The following is a 19212-nucleotide window of genomic DNA, read 5'->3' on the forward strand; positions in this document are numbered from 1 at the left end:
TCTCCGCCTCCGCTGCGTCATTCAAAAATCTTCGCCTCCACTGCGTCATTTAAAAATCTCCGCCTCCACTGCGTCATTCAAAAATCTCCACCTCCACTGCGCAGTCGGTAAAATCAAAGCGGAAACGCACTGCGGCGTTGTCTTTCTCCACCGTGAAAGTCCCCTTATTGGAACTTCCGCTTCTGGGATATCCGTCCCCGCAGTAGGTTGCCGACAGTGTCCCGTAGGTAGATACGGCAAAATCGTATGTCCCCGCATAAGGAATCACCACACTCAGTGTATATGTATTATTTCCTATATAATACATCCTGGTCACTTCGCTGTTGGAATCATTTTTTACAGCTCCCACATAAGGCTGAAAACTTCCGTAAACTACCACCTTTTCAGGAAGCTTGATTCCCGTTTCCGGATCATAAACCTCCTCCGCCCCATATGCAATCTGCTGCTCCGGATTGGCCGCCAGTTCTCTCAGACGGTGCCCCTCCTGCCACAGCCGCTTTACTGTATCCTCCTGGCCGAAGCCCATAGGGCAGGAAGAACTCTTTTTGTTGATTTGATAAAATGTCTGGATATCTTTTGCTCCGCTGTCCCCGCGCTCCATAGTTACCGGTGCGTCACCCAGCATACGCCGGAAGGGAATCTCAAAAAAACCGCACACGTTATTCACTTCCAGCCAGCGGTAAGTATATTCCAGAAAATGATTCCGCTTTTCAAAGCTCTGATGTGCAAACCATGCAATCTGGTCATACCCCCACCAATCCTTTAAGGCCAGTTCTTCTCTGGAATACCGGGCCGGGTCATCCACCGCCAGACCACCCCAGTTGTCGTATTCCATCAGATAGGGCATCGCCTGTGCTGACCAGCCGTTGGGGTTCAGGCCTCCCTCACTGTAGCCCTCCCGGACCAGCACCAGATCGGTACCTTCCCGTTCCAAAAGGGGCACCCTGGTAAATGGCATGGCATGATAGTCAAACAACAGCTTTCCCCTCCGGTTCACCCCATGGGTGTGGGCATCCAGCAATACCTTATGCCGCCTGCCATGGACAGCGGCATACCTGCGTATCATCTCAAAAAGCTCCTGTGTCTTCACCATCCCCCGGTCATTTGCCGTGTACAGATGTACCTGTCCCATGTGGAGTGCCTCATAACCACAGTCAATATAGCGCGCTGCCCGGTAATAAAACCACATTCTGGCCTCCTGTCGGTTCAGATCCGGGATTCCCCCATTCTTCTCCGGCTCCTCTCTGCGGCTTACAAATCCCGCCGGTTCTCCGGGAAACAGGGTATCTGCCAGACAAAAGTACCTGTCTTTTGGCTCCATCCCAAAGTCACGGAACACAAATTCCGGTATCTTCACTGACTCCATCCTCTGGGTCACACACTCAAAAATACAAGCCTGCAGAATGATCTCCGGGTCTGCTTCGTGCACCTTTTCTGCCAGTTCCCTGGATTTTGCAAAATGCACATCATCGTCTTCCGTCATATACCAGATCCCCGAAGCACGCCCCAGGAATTTTACTCCCAGTTCCCGTATCACCCGCAGGTCATCCGAAAGTGTCTCACTCTCATAAAGCCCCGCCGCGGTCACTGCCCGCGACAGATAATTTTCCAGGACTTCCTTTGAAATCCTGCCGTCAAATTGATAATCCATCATCCCGGTTTCCCTTCTCTAAAAATGTAACGATTGAGGCAACATTTGCCCCTGTTGCTCCCTCTGCCAGCCTTTCGTCCTTCCCGCGCATCACGCTTGGGCCTACAGCATCCAGGTGCACCCATTTTACCCCTTCCCGGATAAAAGATTCCAGAAAACAGGCAGCCACACTGGCTCCCGCTCCTTTGCCGGGCGCATAGTTAGCCAGATCTGCTGTGCTGCTCCGGGCAAGCAGTTCCCGGTAATGGCTGTCCAGGGGCAGTCTCCAGACCAGTTCTCCGGCTTCGCGCGCTGCGCATATAAAACTGCTGCTCATAAAATCATCATTGGAGAACATCCCTGTCATCCGGTCTCCAAGCGCATTATGGCAGGAGTATGTCAGTGTAGCCAGATCCACGATCCGCCGCGCACCCTGCCGCTGGGCATATACCAGAGCATCCGCCAAAATGAGGCGTCCCTCAGCATCCGTGTTGCAGACTTCCACTGTAGTCCCGTCCAGCATGGTGATCACATCCCCCATCCGGCAGGCCTTTGGGCCGATGGCATTCTCCGCCAGAGGCAGCACTGCCATGATATTTTCTTTTGTCTCCTCCCGTACAAGAATCTCAAAAGCTTCCATCACATTGGCTGCACCGCACATATCAAACTTCATTCCCTCCATGGCCTCTGCGGACTTTAAGTGATATCCGCCGCTGTCAAAGAGAACCCCCTTTCCGACCAGCGCTGTAAAAGGCTGTTCGGGAACACATTCCCGGGTGAGAACTGCCAGTTTCGCTTCACGGGCACTGCCCTGGTTCACTGCCAGGATTCCGCCGAATCCCTGTCTTTTTAATTCCATGCCATCTAATATTCTGCACGTTGCTCCCAGTTTTGCGGCAAGCTTTTCCGTATAAGCAGAAAATTCCTCCGCTCCCAGGTAATTGGCCGGAAGATTGCCAAGGCTTCTGGCATAAGCAATACATCTCCCCTCCAATTCTCCGTACCGGACTGCACGTTTAAATCCGCTGTCCTCCGCCGCACTGCTTTCCAGGTAAAATACCGCACTGCCGAAATCCGCCAGACTTTCACGCATTCCAAATACGTCCCCTTTTTGCAGTTCTTTCAGCCCTTCTTTTCGGAAACGATACGCCCCCTGATACATAGACCGCACAAGGACACGCACCATTTTTCTCTGCTCTTCCGCCTTTAGGCGGTAAAAAGCAGCGCTGTCTATATCCAGCCGTATCAGAAAACAGCCTTTCCGCTGTCTTCCCAGACGGCAGAACTGTTCTGCCAGCCGCCGGGCATCCATACTCTCAGGAATCACCTCCGTAAAGACAGAGGAATCGTGATTTCCAGGCACTGTTTCGGATGGATGTTTTAATATTATCTTCATAAAGCAATCCCCCCGCCTTTCATCCTCTGCCCATTCTCCACACGCAGAAGCAGTGTCTTGATCTCATAAGGCTTCAGGAATACCCGAATCCCGGATGAGCGCCAGGGACTCTCCGGTTCTTCCATAAGATTACATTCGCACCATTCCTTCACTTCAAAACCGGGGCATACTTTAACTTCTCCCCTTCTTCCCTGGAATTCATGGAATCTGAGCACAATTTCCTCCCCGTTTTCCGCCTGTTTCAGCGCATCTGCCACCAGGTTCTCCCTGTCGAACGACAAAAGGCTTCCATGCAAAGCCGCAGCTCCTGCTTCTGCACGGAGGGGTGCGTTCAGATCAAAAGCCTCCTGCTCTATTCCTGCGTCATACCACTCCTCACAATGAGGCAGCAGCGAGTAGGTAAAGGTATGGCTGCCCAGATCCGCGCTGTAGTCCGGGTCTGTTGCAGACTTTAAAAGTGTCAGACGGATTGTATTTTCTTTCAGGTCATAGCCGTATTTGCAGTCATTAAGCAGTGCCGCCCCGTATCCTGTCTCCCAGATATCCGCCCATTTGTGGGCCGCCACCTCGAATTTCGCAGCCTCCCAGCTTGTATTTCTCGTAATGGGACGCCGGATATTGCCGTCCTGGATATCAAATCTGGCATCCACTGCCCGGATATCCACCGGAAATGCCGCTTTCAACAGCTTCTGCCGCTCCTGCCAGTCCACAGAGGTCTTAAAATCAATTCGTTTCCTGCTGTTGTAGAGGCACATGGTCTGGCAGATTGTGCTCTTATGGTATTGCCATGTAAATGACACCTCAATGCCCAGCGCATGTCTCCAAACACGGATGTCCGTACATTGGGTGATCTCCTCCATCTTTCTGTCAATCGTGGGTTCCAGTTCCCAGGCATCAAAACAGCGCGGTTTGTCTTCAAAAATCTGCAGCACATTGGCGCATGCACCGTGGGGCAGCATCTCTCTTTCAGCCTCCCTGTCATAGATTTTTGTGAGCTGTCCTTGTTCATTCCAGCAGATTTTGTAAAACAGAGTAGATACCTCATGAATTCCCCCGTTTGACTCCTGCTGCCGGCTGCAGGCAGTATTCTCTGTAAGCCGCTGGTCAGCCGCCTTTTCGGTCTGCAAAGACCTCTCCTCCCCAGACCCCCAGGCAGGTTCCTCATGGGGCCCGGAGACACTCTTCTTCGCAGGCCCCCATACGATTTCCGTATAAGAGAAGGGTTCCATATCCCGAACAAGCACATAAGCCCCATCCTCTTTCCATACACAGGGAAGAGATATCTTCTCCTCACTGCCATCTTCCCGTTTCTGATAGAACCCGCCTTTCCCGTATTCCCCGGCGCACACGGATTCTGCCTCCCTGCGGGGAATCCGGACAACGGAGGTTCGCTGCCAGTTGCCGCTGTTGAATACGGAAAACACCCGTTCCTCCCTGCATTCCCGAATAAGGCCGGCGCGGGAGGTCTCGTTCACTTCTCTTAAAAGAGCCGCGGCTTTTTCATATTCCGTATGGCTGTCAAGGTAGACCTCCCTTATGGAAGACCCCGGCAGTATATCGTGGAACTGCTGGCAGAGCACGATTTTCCACGCACGCAGGATACGCTGGGAGTCATATGGCTCACTTCCAAACACTCGGGATAAGACAGACCGGATCTCCGTATCTCTCAGCGCATATTCCATCCTGCGGTTCATCCGTTTATTATACGCCTGGGAGGTGTAAGTCCCTCTGTGGAATTCCAGATAGAGTTCCCCGTCCCACACCGGAAGATATCCTTCCATGGGATTCTCTTTCAGCGTCTCATTGAGACTGCGGAAATACTCCGTCACGGACTGTTTCCTCACATGGGGGATTCCAGGCATTTTCTCCACCATCTCTATCTGGCGGATCATATCCCGGTTCGGGCCTCCGCCGCCGTCCCCATATCCGTAAGAAATCAGCAGTTCCCTGTTGGAATCCTTGTTCTTATAATTGTCCCAGACGCTTTTCACTGCCCTGGGGCCGGAATTTCCATTGTATGTATAATAATCCTCGCCCGGATCGGAGGTAGTCACAAAATGGGCTGTCACCCCGGTTCCGTCAATACCCTTCCATGTAAAGGTATCATAGGGCAGCCGGTTGGTATCGTTCCAGCTTATCTTGGTGGTCATGAACGTGTCCACACCGGATTTCTTTAAGATCTGAGGAAGCGCCCAGGAATACCCGAACACATCCGGCAGCCAGAGAAATTCACTCTCATAGCCGAATTCTTTCCGAAAGAAATTTTTGCCCACCAGAATCTGCCGGATGATGGATTCCCCTGAGGCGATGTTGCAGTCACACTCCACCCACATGGCCCCGGAAGGCTCCCATATTCCCTCAGCCACCCTCTTTTTGATATTCTCATAAATATCCGGGTGGTCCTCTTTGATAAATTCATAGAGCTGAGGCTGGGACTGCAGAAAATGATACTCCGGATACTTTTCCATCAAACGGTTCACCGTGGAAAATGAGCGGGCAGCCTTCTCCCTGGTATGGCACAGCCGCCACAGCCAGGCCACATCTATATGGGTATGGCCCGCCATGGTCACATGGACATCCGGTTTTCCGCGGCCGTCCAGACACTCGTCCAGGTATCCGGCTGCATCCGACACACTCTCATAAAATTCCCTGCTGCCCGGTTCCGTAAAATCCACCAGACAGAACGCCTTTACAAGCACATTTAAGATCCATTCCCGATATTCATTCTCTGCGCTCAGGGCCTCATAGGTCTCAAGGGCCGCTGTGGTCAGATAGTAAAGGTCATCCGCACTCCGGTCCAGCACACCGATCTGCGCCCTGCATATCTCCATCACATTGTCTTTGGGGATTCCTCCGCCGCTGAGTCCTGTCCACAGCCTGAATTTAAGCTGCAGTTTCTTTCCGCATACCCCGGGGCCGAAGAACACTTCCCTGTGGTTTCCGTCCACAGCCTGATACGGTACATCATTTATATAGAGCAGGCTTTCAAAGTTCCCGTTATTTCCGGTTCCCGAAGGGGCGCCGAAGTCAAAAAGGCCCAGCACTTCCTCCCCGCAGAATGCCTCCGGGATTTCCGCTTCCGCTGTCAGCCAGTAGTATTTGTCCCAGCCCCGGAAAGAAAATCCCGGTCCCACCTCCCTGGCGCACACTCTGCTCTCTCTGTCACTGTCCTCCCAGAACCGGAAGGAGGGAATGTTCCGAAGATTCCGGTACCGAAGCTCCCGCAGTTCCTCTGCCAGATTCTTTATCCTGTCAAAATCATGAAAATCAAACGGCATTTTTTACTCCTTTCCAAACAGACCTCCATATGCCTTGTCATAAGCTTCCAGCAGTTCCCCGGCAAGAGACCAGGAATTGACCAGCGGATGAAGCATCAGCGCCTGGGCTGCACATGCATAAGAACCTTTCTTTACAGCCTCCACTGTGAGACGCTCATAATTTTTGAGCAGCCGCATCAGGATATCACACTGCGGAGGGACGACAGCCACAGGAACGGGACGAATGCCCTCTGCGGATACATGGCAGGTCACTTCCACCACATCGTTATCCGCCAGTCCCGGAATACAGCCTTGGTTCTCCACAGAGAGCACCAGGTATTTTCCCTCTCTGCTCTGCATCCCCTCAATACAGTCCAGCATCACACCCGCATAGCCCATACCGTCGGGGACCTCCAGGCTGCCCTTCTCTGCCATCGGACGTTTGGCTGCCCCAGATTCAATGCTCATGTAAGAGTTCTCTCTCAACTGCATGTAATACAGAAATACCTGCAGCGCTCCCTCCGGGTCGGCATCCATGTCCATGGTTTTCAGTTCTTCCATCATGTGTCTGTTAATCGTTTCTATGGTTTCCCCTCTGGCCGCACCTGCTTTCTGTATATTGGCAAGCGCTTTCTCTCTGTGATAGTAATAATACAGATATTCATTTGGCAGAAGTCCCATGAGCCGCAGAAGCTTCGGATCGAACATGGCAAATTCCTGGATTCCGGCAAGGAAGCTGTCATCTGCCAGAAGCTTCGGAAGAATCTCCTCCCCCTTTCTTTTCACACTCCGTATCCAGGAGAGATGATTCAGTCCGAAAAACTCCACATACAGGTCATCCTCCTTCACTCCCAGCCAGTCGGCCATACGGTACTTTGTACTGCTCGGCGCATCACAGATTCCGATGACCCGGTCATAGCCTGCCGACCGGAGTGCCTGAGTCACAAGCCCGGACGGGTTGGTAAAATTAAAGATCCACGCATCCGGCGCATACTTTTCTATCATCCTGCAGTATTCCAGAAGAACGGGAATCGTCCGCACTGCCATGGAAAATCCCCCCACGCCTGTGGTCTCCTGACCGATGACACCGTGTTCCAGCGCAATCTTCTCATCCGTCACACGGGAATGGTCTCCGCCCACTCGAAGGGTAGTCACCACATAGTCCGCGCCTTCCAGGGCTTCCCGGGGCGTTCCCGCTGCCCGGACCTTCAGGCTTTCCTGCTTCCTTTCCACTACATGACGGCACAGCCGCTCGATGATCCTCTGCTTTTCTTCCTGGATATCGTAAAGCACCACCTCATCAATATGCAGCTTTTTATATCTCTTTAAAAGTCCGTTGATAAATATGACGGTCCTTACACCAGCACCGCCGATGACTGCTATCTTCATACTAATCTCCTCCCGCTTATTTATTTTCGTATCTCTCTGTAAAACGCAGCAGTTCCTTTTCTTCCGGAAAACCGGTATTACCCCCATGGGCAGACACTGAGAAGGCACCACAGGCGTTTCCGTACTGCAGACATTTTTCAACCGGTTCCCCCTTCAAAAATCCATAGATATACCCGGCATTGAAGGAATCCCCGGCCCCGGTGGTATCCACAGCTTCTGCCCGGTAGGAGGACCTGCGGTACACCATACCATCTTTCACTGCAAGAGAGCCTTTCCCTCCCAGCTTAATCACCGCCTGCCCGCACTCCCGGGCAAACTGAAGGGCTGCCTCCTCTGCTGTATCTGTCTTTCCGTAGTGCTCCGCCTCTGTCTCGTTCATAAAAAGGACATCGATCCATGGAAACAGCTCACAGATCCTGCTGCTCCAGTTCCCGGTGGGATCCCATCCCACATCAAAAGAGACTGTGGCATCTGTCTCCTCCTTTACCCGGCGCAGCAGCCGCGCATAGGCAGCGTGGGAAATCTCCCCCTCATACCCTGTCACGTGAACATGGCGTGCCCGGCCCGCCTTTTCGATCTCCACCCTGTCCATGCTGATATCCCGGTTCGTTCCCCGGTAAGTAAGAAAGGACCGGTCCCGGGCATTGGTAAAGCTCAGGGAGATCCCGGTCCGCGCACCCTTTGCGGTCACAAGCAGCTCCGTATCCACACCAAAACGCTCAAAGGTCTCCCGTATCATATGACCGTAACAATCATCCCCCACTGTCCCCTGGAAGACAGGGCGCAGTCCCAGTTTACCAATCCCTAAAGTTAACAGGGCCGCCCCGCCTCCCACATAAGTCTCCATGGAGGAAACCAGCTCCTCCTGTCCCGGTGCCGGAAACGTCTCCACTCCGGGAATGATAATATCCACGTTTACATCTCCGTAGACATAGACATCCCATTTCTTTTCACTCATTTTTCTACTCCTTTTGTCTTCATCTGCAAATAAATACTGCCCGGCAGGTAAAAAACCGGCTTTCAGCGCGAACTAAAAGCCGGTTTTTTTGTCAACCCTTTACTGCCCCGATCATGGCACCCTGGGCAAAATATTTCTGCACAAAGGGATACACACACAGAATCGGAACTGTGGTGATCACCACTGCCGCCATCTTCAGAGAATCCGATGTGACAGCCGTTGCATTCTGCGCCAGTGCCTGGGCCACAGAAGTGATCTCCTGCTGGGAACTCATGGCCTTGCTCAGCATCTGCTGAAGTACGGTCTGTACCGGCCACTTTGAGGTATCACTCATGTAGAATGCCCCGGCAAACCAGTCATTCCAGTGATTGACTGCCGTGTAAAGTCCCACTACCGCGATCACAGGTTTGCTCAGCGGAAGCATAATACGCGTATAGATCTGAAAATAGCTGCAGCCATCCAGCTTTGCCGACTCCTCCAGACTGTCCGGAATCCCTTCAAAGAAGGTTCTTGCCATCAGAAGATATGTCACACTCACCAGCGACGGAACCACATACACCCAAAAACTGTTGAGCAGATGCAGGTTCTTATACTGGATATAAGTGGGGATCATACCTCCGCTGAATAACATGGTGAAGGTAATCAGCATGGTAATCAACTTATTTCCCGGCAAATCTTTCTGTTTCAGGGAAAATGCCGCAAGCGTAGTCACAGTCAGGCTTAATACGGTACCGATGACAGTTCTGGCAATGGTATACCCGTAAGCCCGGACAATACTGCCGTCCTTGAACACTTCCTTAATATTGTCAAACGTGGGCACTCTAGGCCAGAACCAGATACCGCCCCGAGCGGCATCCTTTCCGTCATTGAACGCCAGAACCAGTACATTCAGACAGGGCAGTATAATAATCAGGCAGACAGCAATGACGATCATATATACAATAACCTGCACCGCAATATCTGTCCGGCTGGCCCTGATCCTGCTTTTTTGGCCTTTCCTCATCCTTAACACCCTCTCTCACCTGTCACTGATAAAAGTTGACAGCATCTTTATCTTTGTTATAGACATCAGCCACATAATCTTCAAATTTCTCTACACCTGCTGCTTTTAACTGGCCACGGAAGGACTCTATGATACTCTTCACCTCGTCGTCAGACTTTGCAAAACATGCCTGCACAAACACTTCGTCCCAGTTGAGCAGGTCCATCTGTGTCTTCACGTCCTCCATTCCCTCTGCGGACAGATACGCCGGCGCGTCCAGTCCCGGGATCAGTTTCTTCACATAGGGATAATCCGCTGCAACTTCAACACTTCTGGCAAAGGTATCGTTGGAGGATGCCCCCGGTCTTGCCTCTCCGAAATTATTGATGTTGTCTTTATTGGTAAGTACGAATTCAAAGAAATAGTTTCCGCTTCCGCCGAAGCCTGCACCCACCTCATTGAGCAGATAGTCCATATTGCCATCACTCAGGGCCTGCTGTACCTCTTCTTTGAGGACCGGTTTTCCGTCAACCATATCGTAGCTTACACCTTCAACCCCGTACTGGGCGATCATCTGTCCCTCTTTTGTGGAGAGCCAGTCAAAGAACCGGAAGATTTCCTCCGGATTTTCCGCATCCGAGGAGATTGCCATACATCCTCTGGCACCCTTGCCGTGTGTCACCTTTTTGTTGTCGCCCTGAATGTCATTGAGAGGTCCCAGCGGAATCCAGTCATCTGTCTGGTAAATGATATCCGTATAATTGTTCACATCAGCGATGATGGCGGAGTTATAACTCTTGCAGGCCTCCTGGGCACGGGTGGAATCCATGGTGAAGAATTCAGGATTCATAAGCCCTTCGTCTATGAGCCTGCGGATATAATTGATCTCATCATAGATGGAATCCCGCTCTGCCTCATGCTTTACTTTTCCATCTGTATCGATATTATAGTTTTTGCTCACGCCCCAGCGGTATCCCGGACAGATATACTCCAGGGTGTCCACAGAACCGCCCCAGTATTTCGGTCCCAGCGGATAGACTGCGTTTCCGTTCTTATCTTTAAAGCCGCCCTCTTTGATCTTCACGAGCAGATCATAAAAATCGTCCTGGGTCCTGATATCATTCACGTTGATGCCAAGCTGGTCCACAATGGATTTCTGTATGTACATGCCTCCGCGGTAATCCTCCTCCGGATTATATTCCAAAGACTTGTCCGTGGCATCCACATTCATCTGCCACAAATACACGCCGTCCAGGTCTTCACGGAAGGTAACGTTCTTATAGGAATCCCAGGGAAGATAACCGTCCTCATAATATCTGGAATACACCTCTGCATTTTTCATATACTCGGATACATCGGCAAACATTCCCTCTTTTGCCGCCTTTGACAGCAGCGGGAACTCCGGTCTTGTAGAGTTGTCCAGATAAGAAACGATCACATCCGGAATGGTGCCGGACGCAAGCTGGGAGGCCAGCACTTTCGCATCGCTGTCTCCGGGTGTGTATTTTACATCCAGCTTGATCCCTGTCAGCTCCGTGATTTTCTTCATTGTGGGGGTATTGTTCAAATCCTTGGGAAGGGAATTGCCGATGTCATCCACATACGCCTGGACTGTGATCGTGCGGTCCGCGATCCAGGTATCCGGTTTTCCTTCTTTGCTCTCTGTACTTACATTTTTGGCTGTCTCCTTACTGTCACCTCCGCACCCTGCAAGAGCACCTGCTGTCATGGCACCGCACAGAGCCAGCGCCAGAATTGTTTTTGCTGCTTTTTGTCTCATACCTCTTTCCTCCTTTATCTTCACCGGTCACGCTACCAAAGCCCGACTTCTGTGACTTTCTTGCATATCTTATTGCTGATCACAACCAGGATCAGTCCCACGACGCCCTGTATGAGCCCAATGGCGGTTGCATATCCAAACTGTCCGCCCTGCAGTCCCACCCGGACTACATATACATCCAGCGTATCCGCCAGGGTCATATTGCCCGGTGTACGCAGAAGCCAGATCTGGTCCACGCCCGAGGAGAGCAGACCTCCGATACCCATAATGAACAGCAGGCCGATGGTTCCCCGGATTCCCGGCAGTGTAATATGCCACATTTTTTTCAATTTTCCGCATCCGTCCATCTCCGCTGCCTCGTACAGAGCTGTATCCACACTGCTGATGGCAGCCAGATAGATAATGGAATCCCATCCGATATTCCTCCACAGATCCATGGAAAACAGGATTTTTAAGAAATACTTGGCATCCATCATAAAAAATGTGCCCCCGTCTCCTCCCATGCCGGCTATAAGCTGGTTCAGAATACCGGTATCCGGTGCGAGGATTCTCTGAAGCATTGTGACAATGATGACCGATGACAGGAAATGCGGCAGATATGTAATGGTCTGCGTCACCTTCTTAAATTTCATGTTCCTGATCTCATTGAGCATCAGTGCCAGAATAATGGCGAACGGAAACTCCAGCACACATTTGATAAACCCGATCCTGAATGTGTTCAGGATCAGCCTGGGGGCATCATAGCTTTCAAAAAAGGTCTTGAAATATTTAAGCCCCACCCAGGGACTTCCCCAGATACCCTTGTTAAAAGAGTAATCCTTAAAAGCCAGCACAGAACCGGCCATGGGCACATAGCAGATCAGCGCGTAATAGATAATTGCCGGCAGCAGCATCACGTACAGGGGCCAGTAACGGATAAGCCGTTTTCCAATGGGCTGCTTTGGCTGTTTTGGCTGCTTTTCTTTCTTTTTCTTTCCCAAACTTTTTGCCGTTTGCATTTGGTTTCCTCCTTCCTTCTGGTCTCTATTATATTTTTTCCGGGCGATTTTCCACAATGGATAAAAATTAATTATTTCATGGACATTTCTATTCCCCGCAGTCCCCGGGTTCCAGTACCGCGCAGATGGGGTAATGGTCAGACAGCCAGACATTCCCTTCCCTGTCTTCCCATTTTTCAACGCTTTGGCAGACAAACGGCGCACCGGCATAGATGTAGTCAATCCGCTCCGGCATATCCTCCGGCTCGAATCCGTGATAAGTGACACCGATTCCCTCCGTGACGTTTGTAAATTCCCTGCGGCTTTTCAGGACTGCAAGCTCCGGGCTGTCCGGTTCCGCGTTGAAATCCCCTGCCAGGATCACGGGAATGTTTTGAAAGGCCGGTTCCCGGTCCGCTCTTTTTAAGATAAGCTCCAGCCCCAGCCTTCTGGCCTCCCCGCCCATATGGTCCAGATGGATATTATACAGCCGGAACAGATATGCCTTTCCCGGCCCCCCGCTATACGAAAACACAGCCCCGGTACAGACTCTCGGGCAGATGCTCTGGCACGCGTAGCGGCTTCCCGGCACATAAGGCTCATCCGACAGCCAGAACGTATCCATGGAGATCAGATTCACCCTGTCCCTGCGGTATGCCACGGACACCTGCTCATCCTCCAGGTTCTCGTCCCTGCCGCATCCGATCACATAATACCCCTTAAGGTTCTCCTTCAGCCACACTGCCACATGGGGCAGCACCTCCTGAAAACAGATGATATCCGGCTGTTCCCTCCGAATCTTCGCAGTGATCAGATCCCTGCGGCGGCAGAAGCAATTTTCTCCATCCTGTCCGAAATCACAGCGGATATTAAAAGTAACCAGTTTCATACCTCTTCCTCCCAGATCATAATAGCCACAGCCAGATTGGCTGGGACCATGCTTTTTCCCCGGCTGCGTTCTTCACCACAAGCCGTACATATTCCTCATCCCCATTCAGCACAAAGGTTCCTCCCTTTAACTTGCCTTCCTCATTGTGAAGATGTCCGCTTCTGTGCGGTGTCTTGAAATAAATATCCGTGCAACCACTGCAGGAGGCACAGGCCGTATTGTCCTCCACATAAAAATCATGGATCAGAGGGCCTGAAGAGGCATAAAAGCTTCCGTCTCTCAGCGCCTCGAAGATACCTCTGTGGGTAAGCTCCCGGGCCTTTGCCATAATGAACCCGCCCATGCTGTACGGTCCCAGTTCATGGGTATCATCCGCCGCAAAGCAATACGTCCTGTTCCTCACATACAGAAAATGATCGTAATATGTCTCGGAGTTTCCGTTGCTGTCCTCAAACTCTGCCACATGGTTGTAGATTTCCATTCCCAGCAGCCCGTGAAGATTCTTGATATCCGTGGAATCCACCTTGGACCAGTAAGGATGGGCATAGATAGTGACATTGCCCCGCTGGGCCATATATTCAATGATCCTCTGTGGCGTACACAGGGTATTGCCTGTTCTCTCCCTTTCAAAACGGTAATGATCGGGAATCCGGTTCGTCTCTGGCAGACCTATGCTCACAAGATGATGGTCCTTGCGCTCCGGAAGCTCCAAATCCAGCTCTGTACCGGGAAATATGAGAAAATCCTCCCGGTTCAGCTCCTCATGCACTCCGTAGACCCAGTGGTCCGTGATAGCCAGAAAGGAATACCCCTCCTGTCTGTACCGCTTTGCAGTCTCCTCCGGTTCGCTGCTGCCGTCTGAGCGGGTGGTATGTGTGTGGAGATTTCCCTTGTAAAATTTTCCGGACTGATACAATGTTCTCTTCTGCATCTTCTATCCTCTTTTCTCAAAATTCTGCCTCCGAAAATCGGCATGGGCATATTATAAAGCACTTTCTTTCGGAAAAAGAATGAAGATTTCTCAGAAAAATAATGGACAATTCTACGATAATCTCAAATCTATTGAATCCCCATTTTATATGTAGTATCATTTACCCAAATTCTATTAACACTTTTTTCAGGAGGAGAGACATCTATGAAAGTACTTTATAAAGTTGGAGGGACCCTGTCCAAAGATTTTATCGGGCAGATATCCTATACCGTATGCCTGGACCGGAAATACGAAGAACTGGATATCGAGTTTTCTTTTGATAAGCAAAAGTACACAGCCGAGGATGTGACAGAGGACGTGATCCGTGAGCTGACAGACTACTGCCGCAGCAATTACGGCCTGGAACTGCCTCCCGGCGCAGACCCGGTAAAGGAGATCATGGACAGTGCCAAGACCGAGATACACACACTGGCAATGCTCAATGACCGCTTCATAGGCTGCATCCACCGCCAGCTCACCAACAGACATATGCACTTTTGCTCCTCCTCGGCCACTGAGGGCTGTATCCCTCAGACGGATCTTGAAGGAGTTCTGAAAGTAACCGTACTCGTCTTCAATGTCCTCATGGATGACACACACTACACACTGCAGGTCTCTGCCCGATAAGGAGGTTTTCATGTACAAACGACTGGAATTACACAATCACACCACAGAATCCGACGCTTCCCTCACGTGTGAGGACCTGCTTCGATGGATGGAGGCAGATCAGGTAGATGCCTTCGGCCTTACAGACCATAATACCATCTCCGGCCATCCCAAGATGCAGAAGCTGCTCTTGGAGAACAGTTCCGGCATACAGTGTATTTACGGCATGGAATACACCACCTACTACGGACATATCCTCTGTCTGAACTTAAAGGAGTATGTTCCCTGGGAAACCATTGACCGCCGCCGCCCTGAACTTTTGTTTCAGGCCATCCGGGATAAAAACGCTCTGGCAGGCATTGCCCATCCGTATTCCTATGGCTACCCCTTTGCCCGGGGATGCCGTTTTGAGATGGAGCTTACTGACTATAGCTGCGTGGATTTTATTGAAATCTTCAATAATCCCGAACCACTCCGCCAGGTCAATGAAAAGGGGCTGCTGCTCTGGGAAGATCTGGTGCTGAAGGGCTGGCCCATTGCCATGACCTGCGGTATGGATCTGCACGGACGCTGGGAGATGGGAAACCAGTTCGCCACCTTTGTGAAAGGGGAACCCGGGGGAGATACCGCAGCAGAACTGGAACAGGCCATCCGCAGCCAGAAGACCTGCATTTCCAAAGGGCCCATCCTGGAAGTCTCCGTGGCCCCTGACAGCCGCTCCCTTACGTTTCATCTGGCTGACACGAAGAAACCCGGCTTTTCCCGGCAGGATTCCTCACAGTTTCTGATCACACTCAAAACATCCTCAGATACATACACGGCTGCCCCGGACCAGGCTTTCCCCATAGAAAGACTGAAGGGCGCGGAATCTGTCATTCCGAAATTATATGATAAAACTGCGGAGATAGAAAACCTGGTCTGTGTGGCGCCTGTTCTGCATCTTACAGGACAGAGCCGTCAGCCATGGATGTGATGTTATGAAATGGAAGGGTATCTATTCGCACCGCATTTTTACGCAGCTTGTCGTCTTTACACTTTTGATCAGCCTGATCCCCACCCTGTCCATCACCTTTTTTCTGTTCTATAAGCTGGAGAATATGGTCAAGACAGAGCTTTCCGAATCCTACCGGCAGATGACCTCACAATATATAAAAAACATTGACGAAAAGCTGACCCAGTACCAATACAGCCTGGATGTCATTGCCGACAACACCGTGATTCTGGAAACCCTGGTGGACAAGACAGAAAGTCCTTACATCAAAGGGGAACAGATCAGCAGTGAGGTGACAAAATCCCTGCTGCTGGACCGTCAAAGAGAGATCCGCAACTGTATGCTCTACTCTGATATTGATGAGTATCCCGTATACGGAAAACGGGCTTCCATGGTCAAGGAGGCCGGACACGAGGAATGGTTTCTGCAGGAGCGCGCGATCAGGGAAAACAGCTTCAGCTATATCTCCAGCGCCGGCAATGTTCCTGTTCTCTCCTTTGTCAAAAACATTGAAAATGTCAATATCCACAATTATGAAAAAGAACAGCTCGGCTTTCTGAAACTGGACCTGTACATGGATCTGGTCTTCAAGCCCGCAGACACAGCCAATGAGGGGGATTCCTCCTATGAGGTCATTGTCTACGGCGATGACAGCAAAATCCTCTATTCCTCAGCGCCCCAAAAGAATTTCCTGCTGGACGCATGGCTTGCGGCCGGGGAATCCTCAGAACCGGTTGACGGCTTTACCATCAAGCACGAGAATCTGGAAAAATGCGCCCTGCATGTCCTGCTTCTGTTCGACAATCATCAGCTCACGGTCAAACAGCAGGCAGTCAGACAGATGATCCTGCCCATCATGCTCTGCGTTATCCTGCTCATCCTGTTCTGGTCCTGGCTCTACAGCCGTAACTTTTCAGTCAGGATCGGGTGTCTGGTACAAAAATTCCACAAAGCGGAGACCGGTGATCTGAACATCTACGGACCTATATCCGGCAACGATGAGGTGGCAGAGCTGGACCGCCAGTTTTCCCATATGCTGGGCAAACTGGATGCCCTGATCCAGAAAAACTATATCCACGAACTGGAAAACAAGGAGGCACAGCTGAAAAATCTGCAGCTCCAGATCAACCCCCACTTTCTCTACAACACTCTGGAGACCATCAGCTCCATGGCTGCTGTAAAACAGGTATTTGACATCTGCGATATCTGCCAGAGGCTGGGGGAGATCTTCCGCTACAACCTTGGGAAGAATTACGGGGAATTTGTAACAGTGGCACAGGAGCTGGGCCACGTGCAGAATTATATCTTTATCATAAAAAAACGGTACGGAAACCGTTTTGAAGTGTTCTACAACATCTCCGTGGATACAGACAATGCCATGACGCTCCGCTTCATCCTGCAGCCCATCGTTGAAAATGCCATTCTTCACGGCCTGGTAAAACAGACCACCACGGGCACCCTGGAACTCTCCGCCTGGGAGGAGAAGGACAGTCTGATGATACGTGTGGAGGATGACGGCATCGGCATGGATATCCAGAAAGTGGAGGAGCTGAACCGCTCCATAAATGTGGCTGACGATCTTACCCATACCGGACTCAGCATTGGTATCCGCAATGTCAACCAGAGGATCAAGCTCGCCTGCGGAGACCAGTACGGAATCACCATAAAGAGTACCCTTCACTACGGCAGTCAGTTTGATCTGCGCCTGCCGCTCATTCGGAAAGGAGAAAAAACAGATGAAAAGGAACCTGCTGATAGCAGATGACGAGGAGCTTATAAGAAAAGGCCTGATCGCACGTCTTAATTATCTGGGGTTTGCATTTGGTGAGATTCTGGAAGCGGAGACGGGAACAGAGGCACTGGAGGCAGTGAGAGAAAATTCCATATCCATTGTCATCACAGACATCCGGATGCCTGATATGGACGGTCTGGTCTTCATCCGGGAGGCCAAGAAACTCTCCCCTCATCTACGCTTCATGGTGTTAAGCGGTTACGCCGAATTTGAATATGCCAAAACCGCCTTAACTCTGGGCGCCAGTGCTTATCTGCTGAAACCTCTGTCAAACCAGGACCTGAAAGAGGGTATGGACAAACTGCTCACACAGGTAGAACTGGATACGAGAATACGCCGGGACATCACCTCCAGGAAGAAGCTGGAGGAGGAGAACACTGCGTACACCCTGGAAAAGGAGGTCAATGCTCTCCTCCATGAGCCTGAAGACGAGAAATTCGGAAAAGGCAAATATCCCGCATTCTACCATAAGATCTCCTCCGCTCCCGGAAACCGCCTTCTCCTGGGCATTGTCAACATTGAGGAGAAAAGCTGTGAGAACAACTTCTGTAAAGATGACACGGAGCTGATCCGCTTTGCCGTCAAGAATGTATTTGACGAGATCAGCTCACCCAGCAAGGTCCTTCTGGTGAACAGTATCATCCACCGACGTCAGATGTATGCCGTCTTTGAGAGCAGCGGCAGTGAGGAATCCGTGCTCCGCCGGGAGGTGGAACAGTTCTTCCTGGAGATGCGGGCTGTTCTGGAGAAGAAGATGGGCATTTACCTGACTATGGGCACCAGCAGCCAGACCGGCAGACTCTTTGCGGGAATCCTGGGGGAGGCGGAATCCGCCCTTCGCCAGCGGACCATCTATGGTGACGGCAATCTCTATTTTTATGAGGACAACACCGTCTTCTCCGGTAAGTCCTTTCCCGCCTCAGAGCTGTACTTTCTGGAACAGTACCTGATCCAGGGCAATGTCAACGGTATCCTCAAGCTTCTGTCCCAGTTATTCTCAGAGGAAATGCTCCAGAGCTGCGGCGTCTCCTACATCCGCATCCTCTGGGTGCGCATCCTGAATCTCCTCCTGAAATACTATGAACCGGAGATACGCAAGTACATCGGTGTGGAGGACCTTCTCCACAATTTCCGGATTCTGGATGAACTCTGCCTCCCGGAAAGGATCCACCGCTATATCTCGGATATTATCACGGACTGCATCAGCAAACGTGGAATGCAGGATGCCAGTTCCAAGGACAAGATACAGCTTGCCACTCAGTATATAAAAAAGCATTACAACGAAAATCTGTCCATAAACGGCCTGGCGGAACTCTACAACATGAGTCCAAACTACTTCTCCTCTGTCTTCAAAAAGGAGCTGAACCGTTCCGCGGTAAACTATATCACAGAGGTTCGCATGGAAAAAGCCAGGGAGTATCTGAAAGATACCGGCCTGAGCGTGATCGAGATCGCGGAAAGCGTGGGCTATGAGGACAGCCAGTATTTTTTCCGGGTCTTTAAAAAGACAACCGGGGTCACACCCCTTCAGTACCGGCAGCAATGCCGATCCGGTAAACCCATGTAGAAATATCTACTTTAAAATGGTGATATAT

General features: G+C 51.1%; 14 protein-coding genes. 4 read left to right on the forward strand and 10 right to left on the reverse strand.

Annotation, left to right across the window (positions count from 1 at the left end; all coding sequences use genetic code 11):
- Positions 1-73: 73 nt before the first annotated feature.
- The 10 genes from MUB35_RS15430 to MUB35_RS15475 form a co-directional block, all read right to left on the reverse strand.
- On the reverse strand, positions 74-1654 hold the full coding sequence (locus MUB35_RS15430; protein ID WP_244806448.1) for a hypothetical protein: 1581 nt from the start codon (positions 1652-1654) through the stop codon (positions 74-76).
- Positions 1635-3026 carry a M17 family metallopeptidase gene (locus MUB35_RS15435; RefSeq protein ID WP_244806449.1) on the reverse strand — a complete coding sequence of 464 codons (1392 nt, stop codon included), beginning with the start codon at positions 3024-3026 and terminating at the stop codon, positions 1635-1637. Before MUB35_RS15435 ends, MUB35_RS15430 begins: the two co-directional genes overlap by 20 nt.
- Positions 3023-6304 carry an alpha-mannosidase gene (locus MUB35_RS15440; protein ID WP_244806450.1) on the reverse strand — a complete coding sequence of 1094 codons (3282 nt, stop codon included), beginning with the start codon at positions 6302-6304 and terminating at the stop codon, positions 3023-3025. The genes MUB35_RS15435 and MUB35_RS15440 overlap by 4 nt, the downstream gene beginning before the upstream one ends.
- Positions 6305-6307: 3 nt before the next feature.
- The gene (locus MUB35_RS15445) at positions 6308-7672 is read right to left on the reverse strand and encodes a family 4 glycosyl hydrolase (protein WP_148392877.1); all 1365 of its coding nucleotides are present in this window, start codon (positions 7670-7672) and stop codon (positions 6308-6310) included.
- Between the two features lie 16 nt (positions 7673-7688).
- A complete protein-coding gene (locus MUB35_RS15450; protein WP_054352066.1) occupies positions 7689-8630 on the reverse strand; it encodes a carbohydrate kinase family protein in 942 nt (313 codons plus the stop codon).
- Positions 8631-8721: 91 nt separating this feature from the next.
- A complete protein-coding gene (locus tag MUB35_RS15455; RefSeq protein WP_033139246.1) occupies positions 8722-9633 on the reverse strand; it encodes a carbohydrate ABC transporter permease in 912 nt (303 codons plus the stop codon).
- 22 nt (positions 9634-9655) lie between these two features.
- The gene (locus MUB35_RS15460) at positions 9656-11392 is read right to left on the reverse strand and encodes an extracellular solute-binding protein (RefSeq protein ID WP_103731822.1); all 1737 of its coding nucleotides are present in this window, start codon (positions 11390-11392) and stop codon (positions 9656-9658) included.
- Between the two features lie 32 nt (positions 11393-11424).
- Positions 11425-12390: an ABC transporter permease gene (locus tag MUB35_RS15465; RefSeq protein WP_033139244.1), complete on the reverse strand. Its 966-nt coding sequence runs from the start codon at positions 12388-12390 to the stop codon at positions 11425-11427.
- An 88-nt stretch (positions 12391-12478) separates the two neighbouring features.
- The gene (locus MUB35_RS15470) at positions 12479-13258 is read right to left on the reverse strand and encodes an endonuclease/exonuclease/phosphatase family protein (protein ID WP_244806451.1); all 780 of its coding nucleotides are present in this window, start codon (positions 13256-13258) and stop codon (positions 12479-12481) included.
- Between the two features lie 16 nt (positions 13259-13274).
- Entirely contained in the window at positions 13275-14189 is a 915-nt protein-coding gene (locus MUB35_RS15475; protein WP_054352061.1) for a CehA/McbA family metallohydrolase, read from the reverse strand.
- Between the two features lie 204 nt (positions 14190-14393).
- Between MUB35_RS15475 and MUB35_RS15480 the strand changes: the two genes are divergently transcribed.
- The 4 genes from MUB35_RS15480 to MUB35_RS15495 are packed head-to-tail and all read left to right on the forward strand — an operon-like array spanning position 14394 to position 19184.
- Positions 14394-14855, forward strand: a complete 462-nt coding sequence (locus MUB35_RS15480) for a DUF6669 family protein (protein WP_244806452.1) — start codon at positions 14394-14396, stop codon at positions 14853-14855.
- A gap of 10 nt (positions 14856-14865) precedes the next feature.
- Entirely contained in the window at positions 14866-15807 is a 942-nt protein-coding gene (locus MUB35_RS15485) for a CehA/McbA family metallohydrolase (RefSeq protein WP_158587221.1), read from the forward strand.
- A gap of 4 nt (positions 15808-15811) precedes the next feature.
- Entirely contained in the window at positions 15812-17590 is a 1779-nt protein-coding gene (locus MUB35_RS15490; protein WP_244806453.1) for a sensor histidine kinase, read from the forward strand.
- Complete coding sequence (locus MUB35_RS15495) at positions 17562-19184, forward strand: helix-turn-helix domain-containing protein (protein WP_227211624.1); 1623 nt, start codon at positions 17562-17564, stop codon at positions 19182-19184. Before MUB35_RS15490 ends, MUB35_RS15495 begins: the two co-directional genes overlap by 29 nt.
- Positions 19185-19212: the final 28 nt, after the last annotated feature.

The organism is Blautia sp. NSJ-175 (genome assembly GCF_022867815.1).
Taxonomy (GTDB): domain Bacteria; phylum Bacillota; class Clostridia; order Lachnospirales; family Lachnospiraceae; genus Blautia; species Blautia celeris.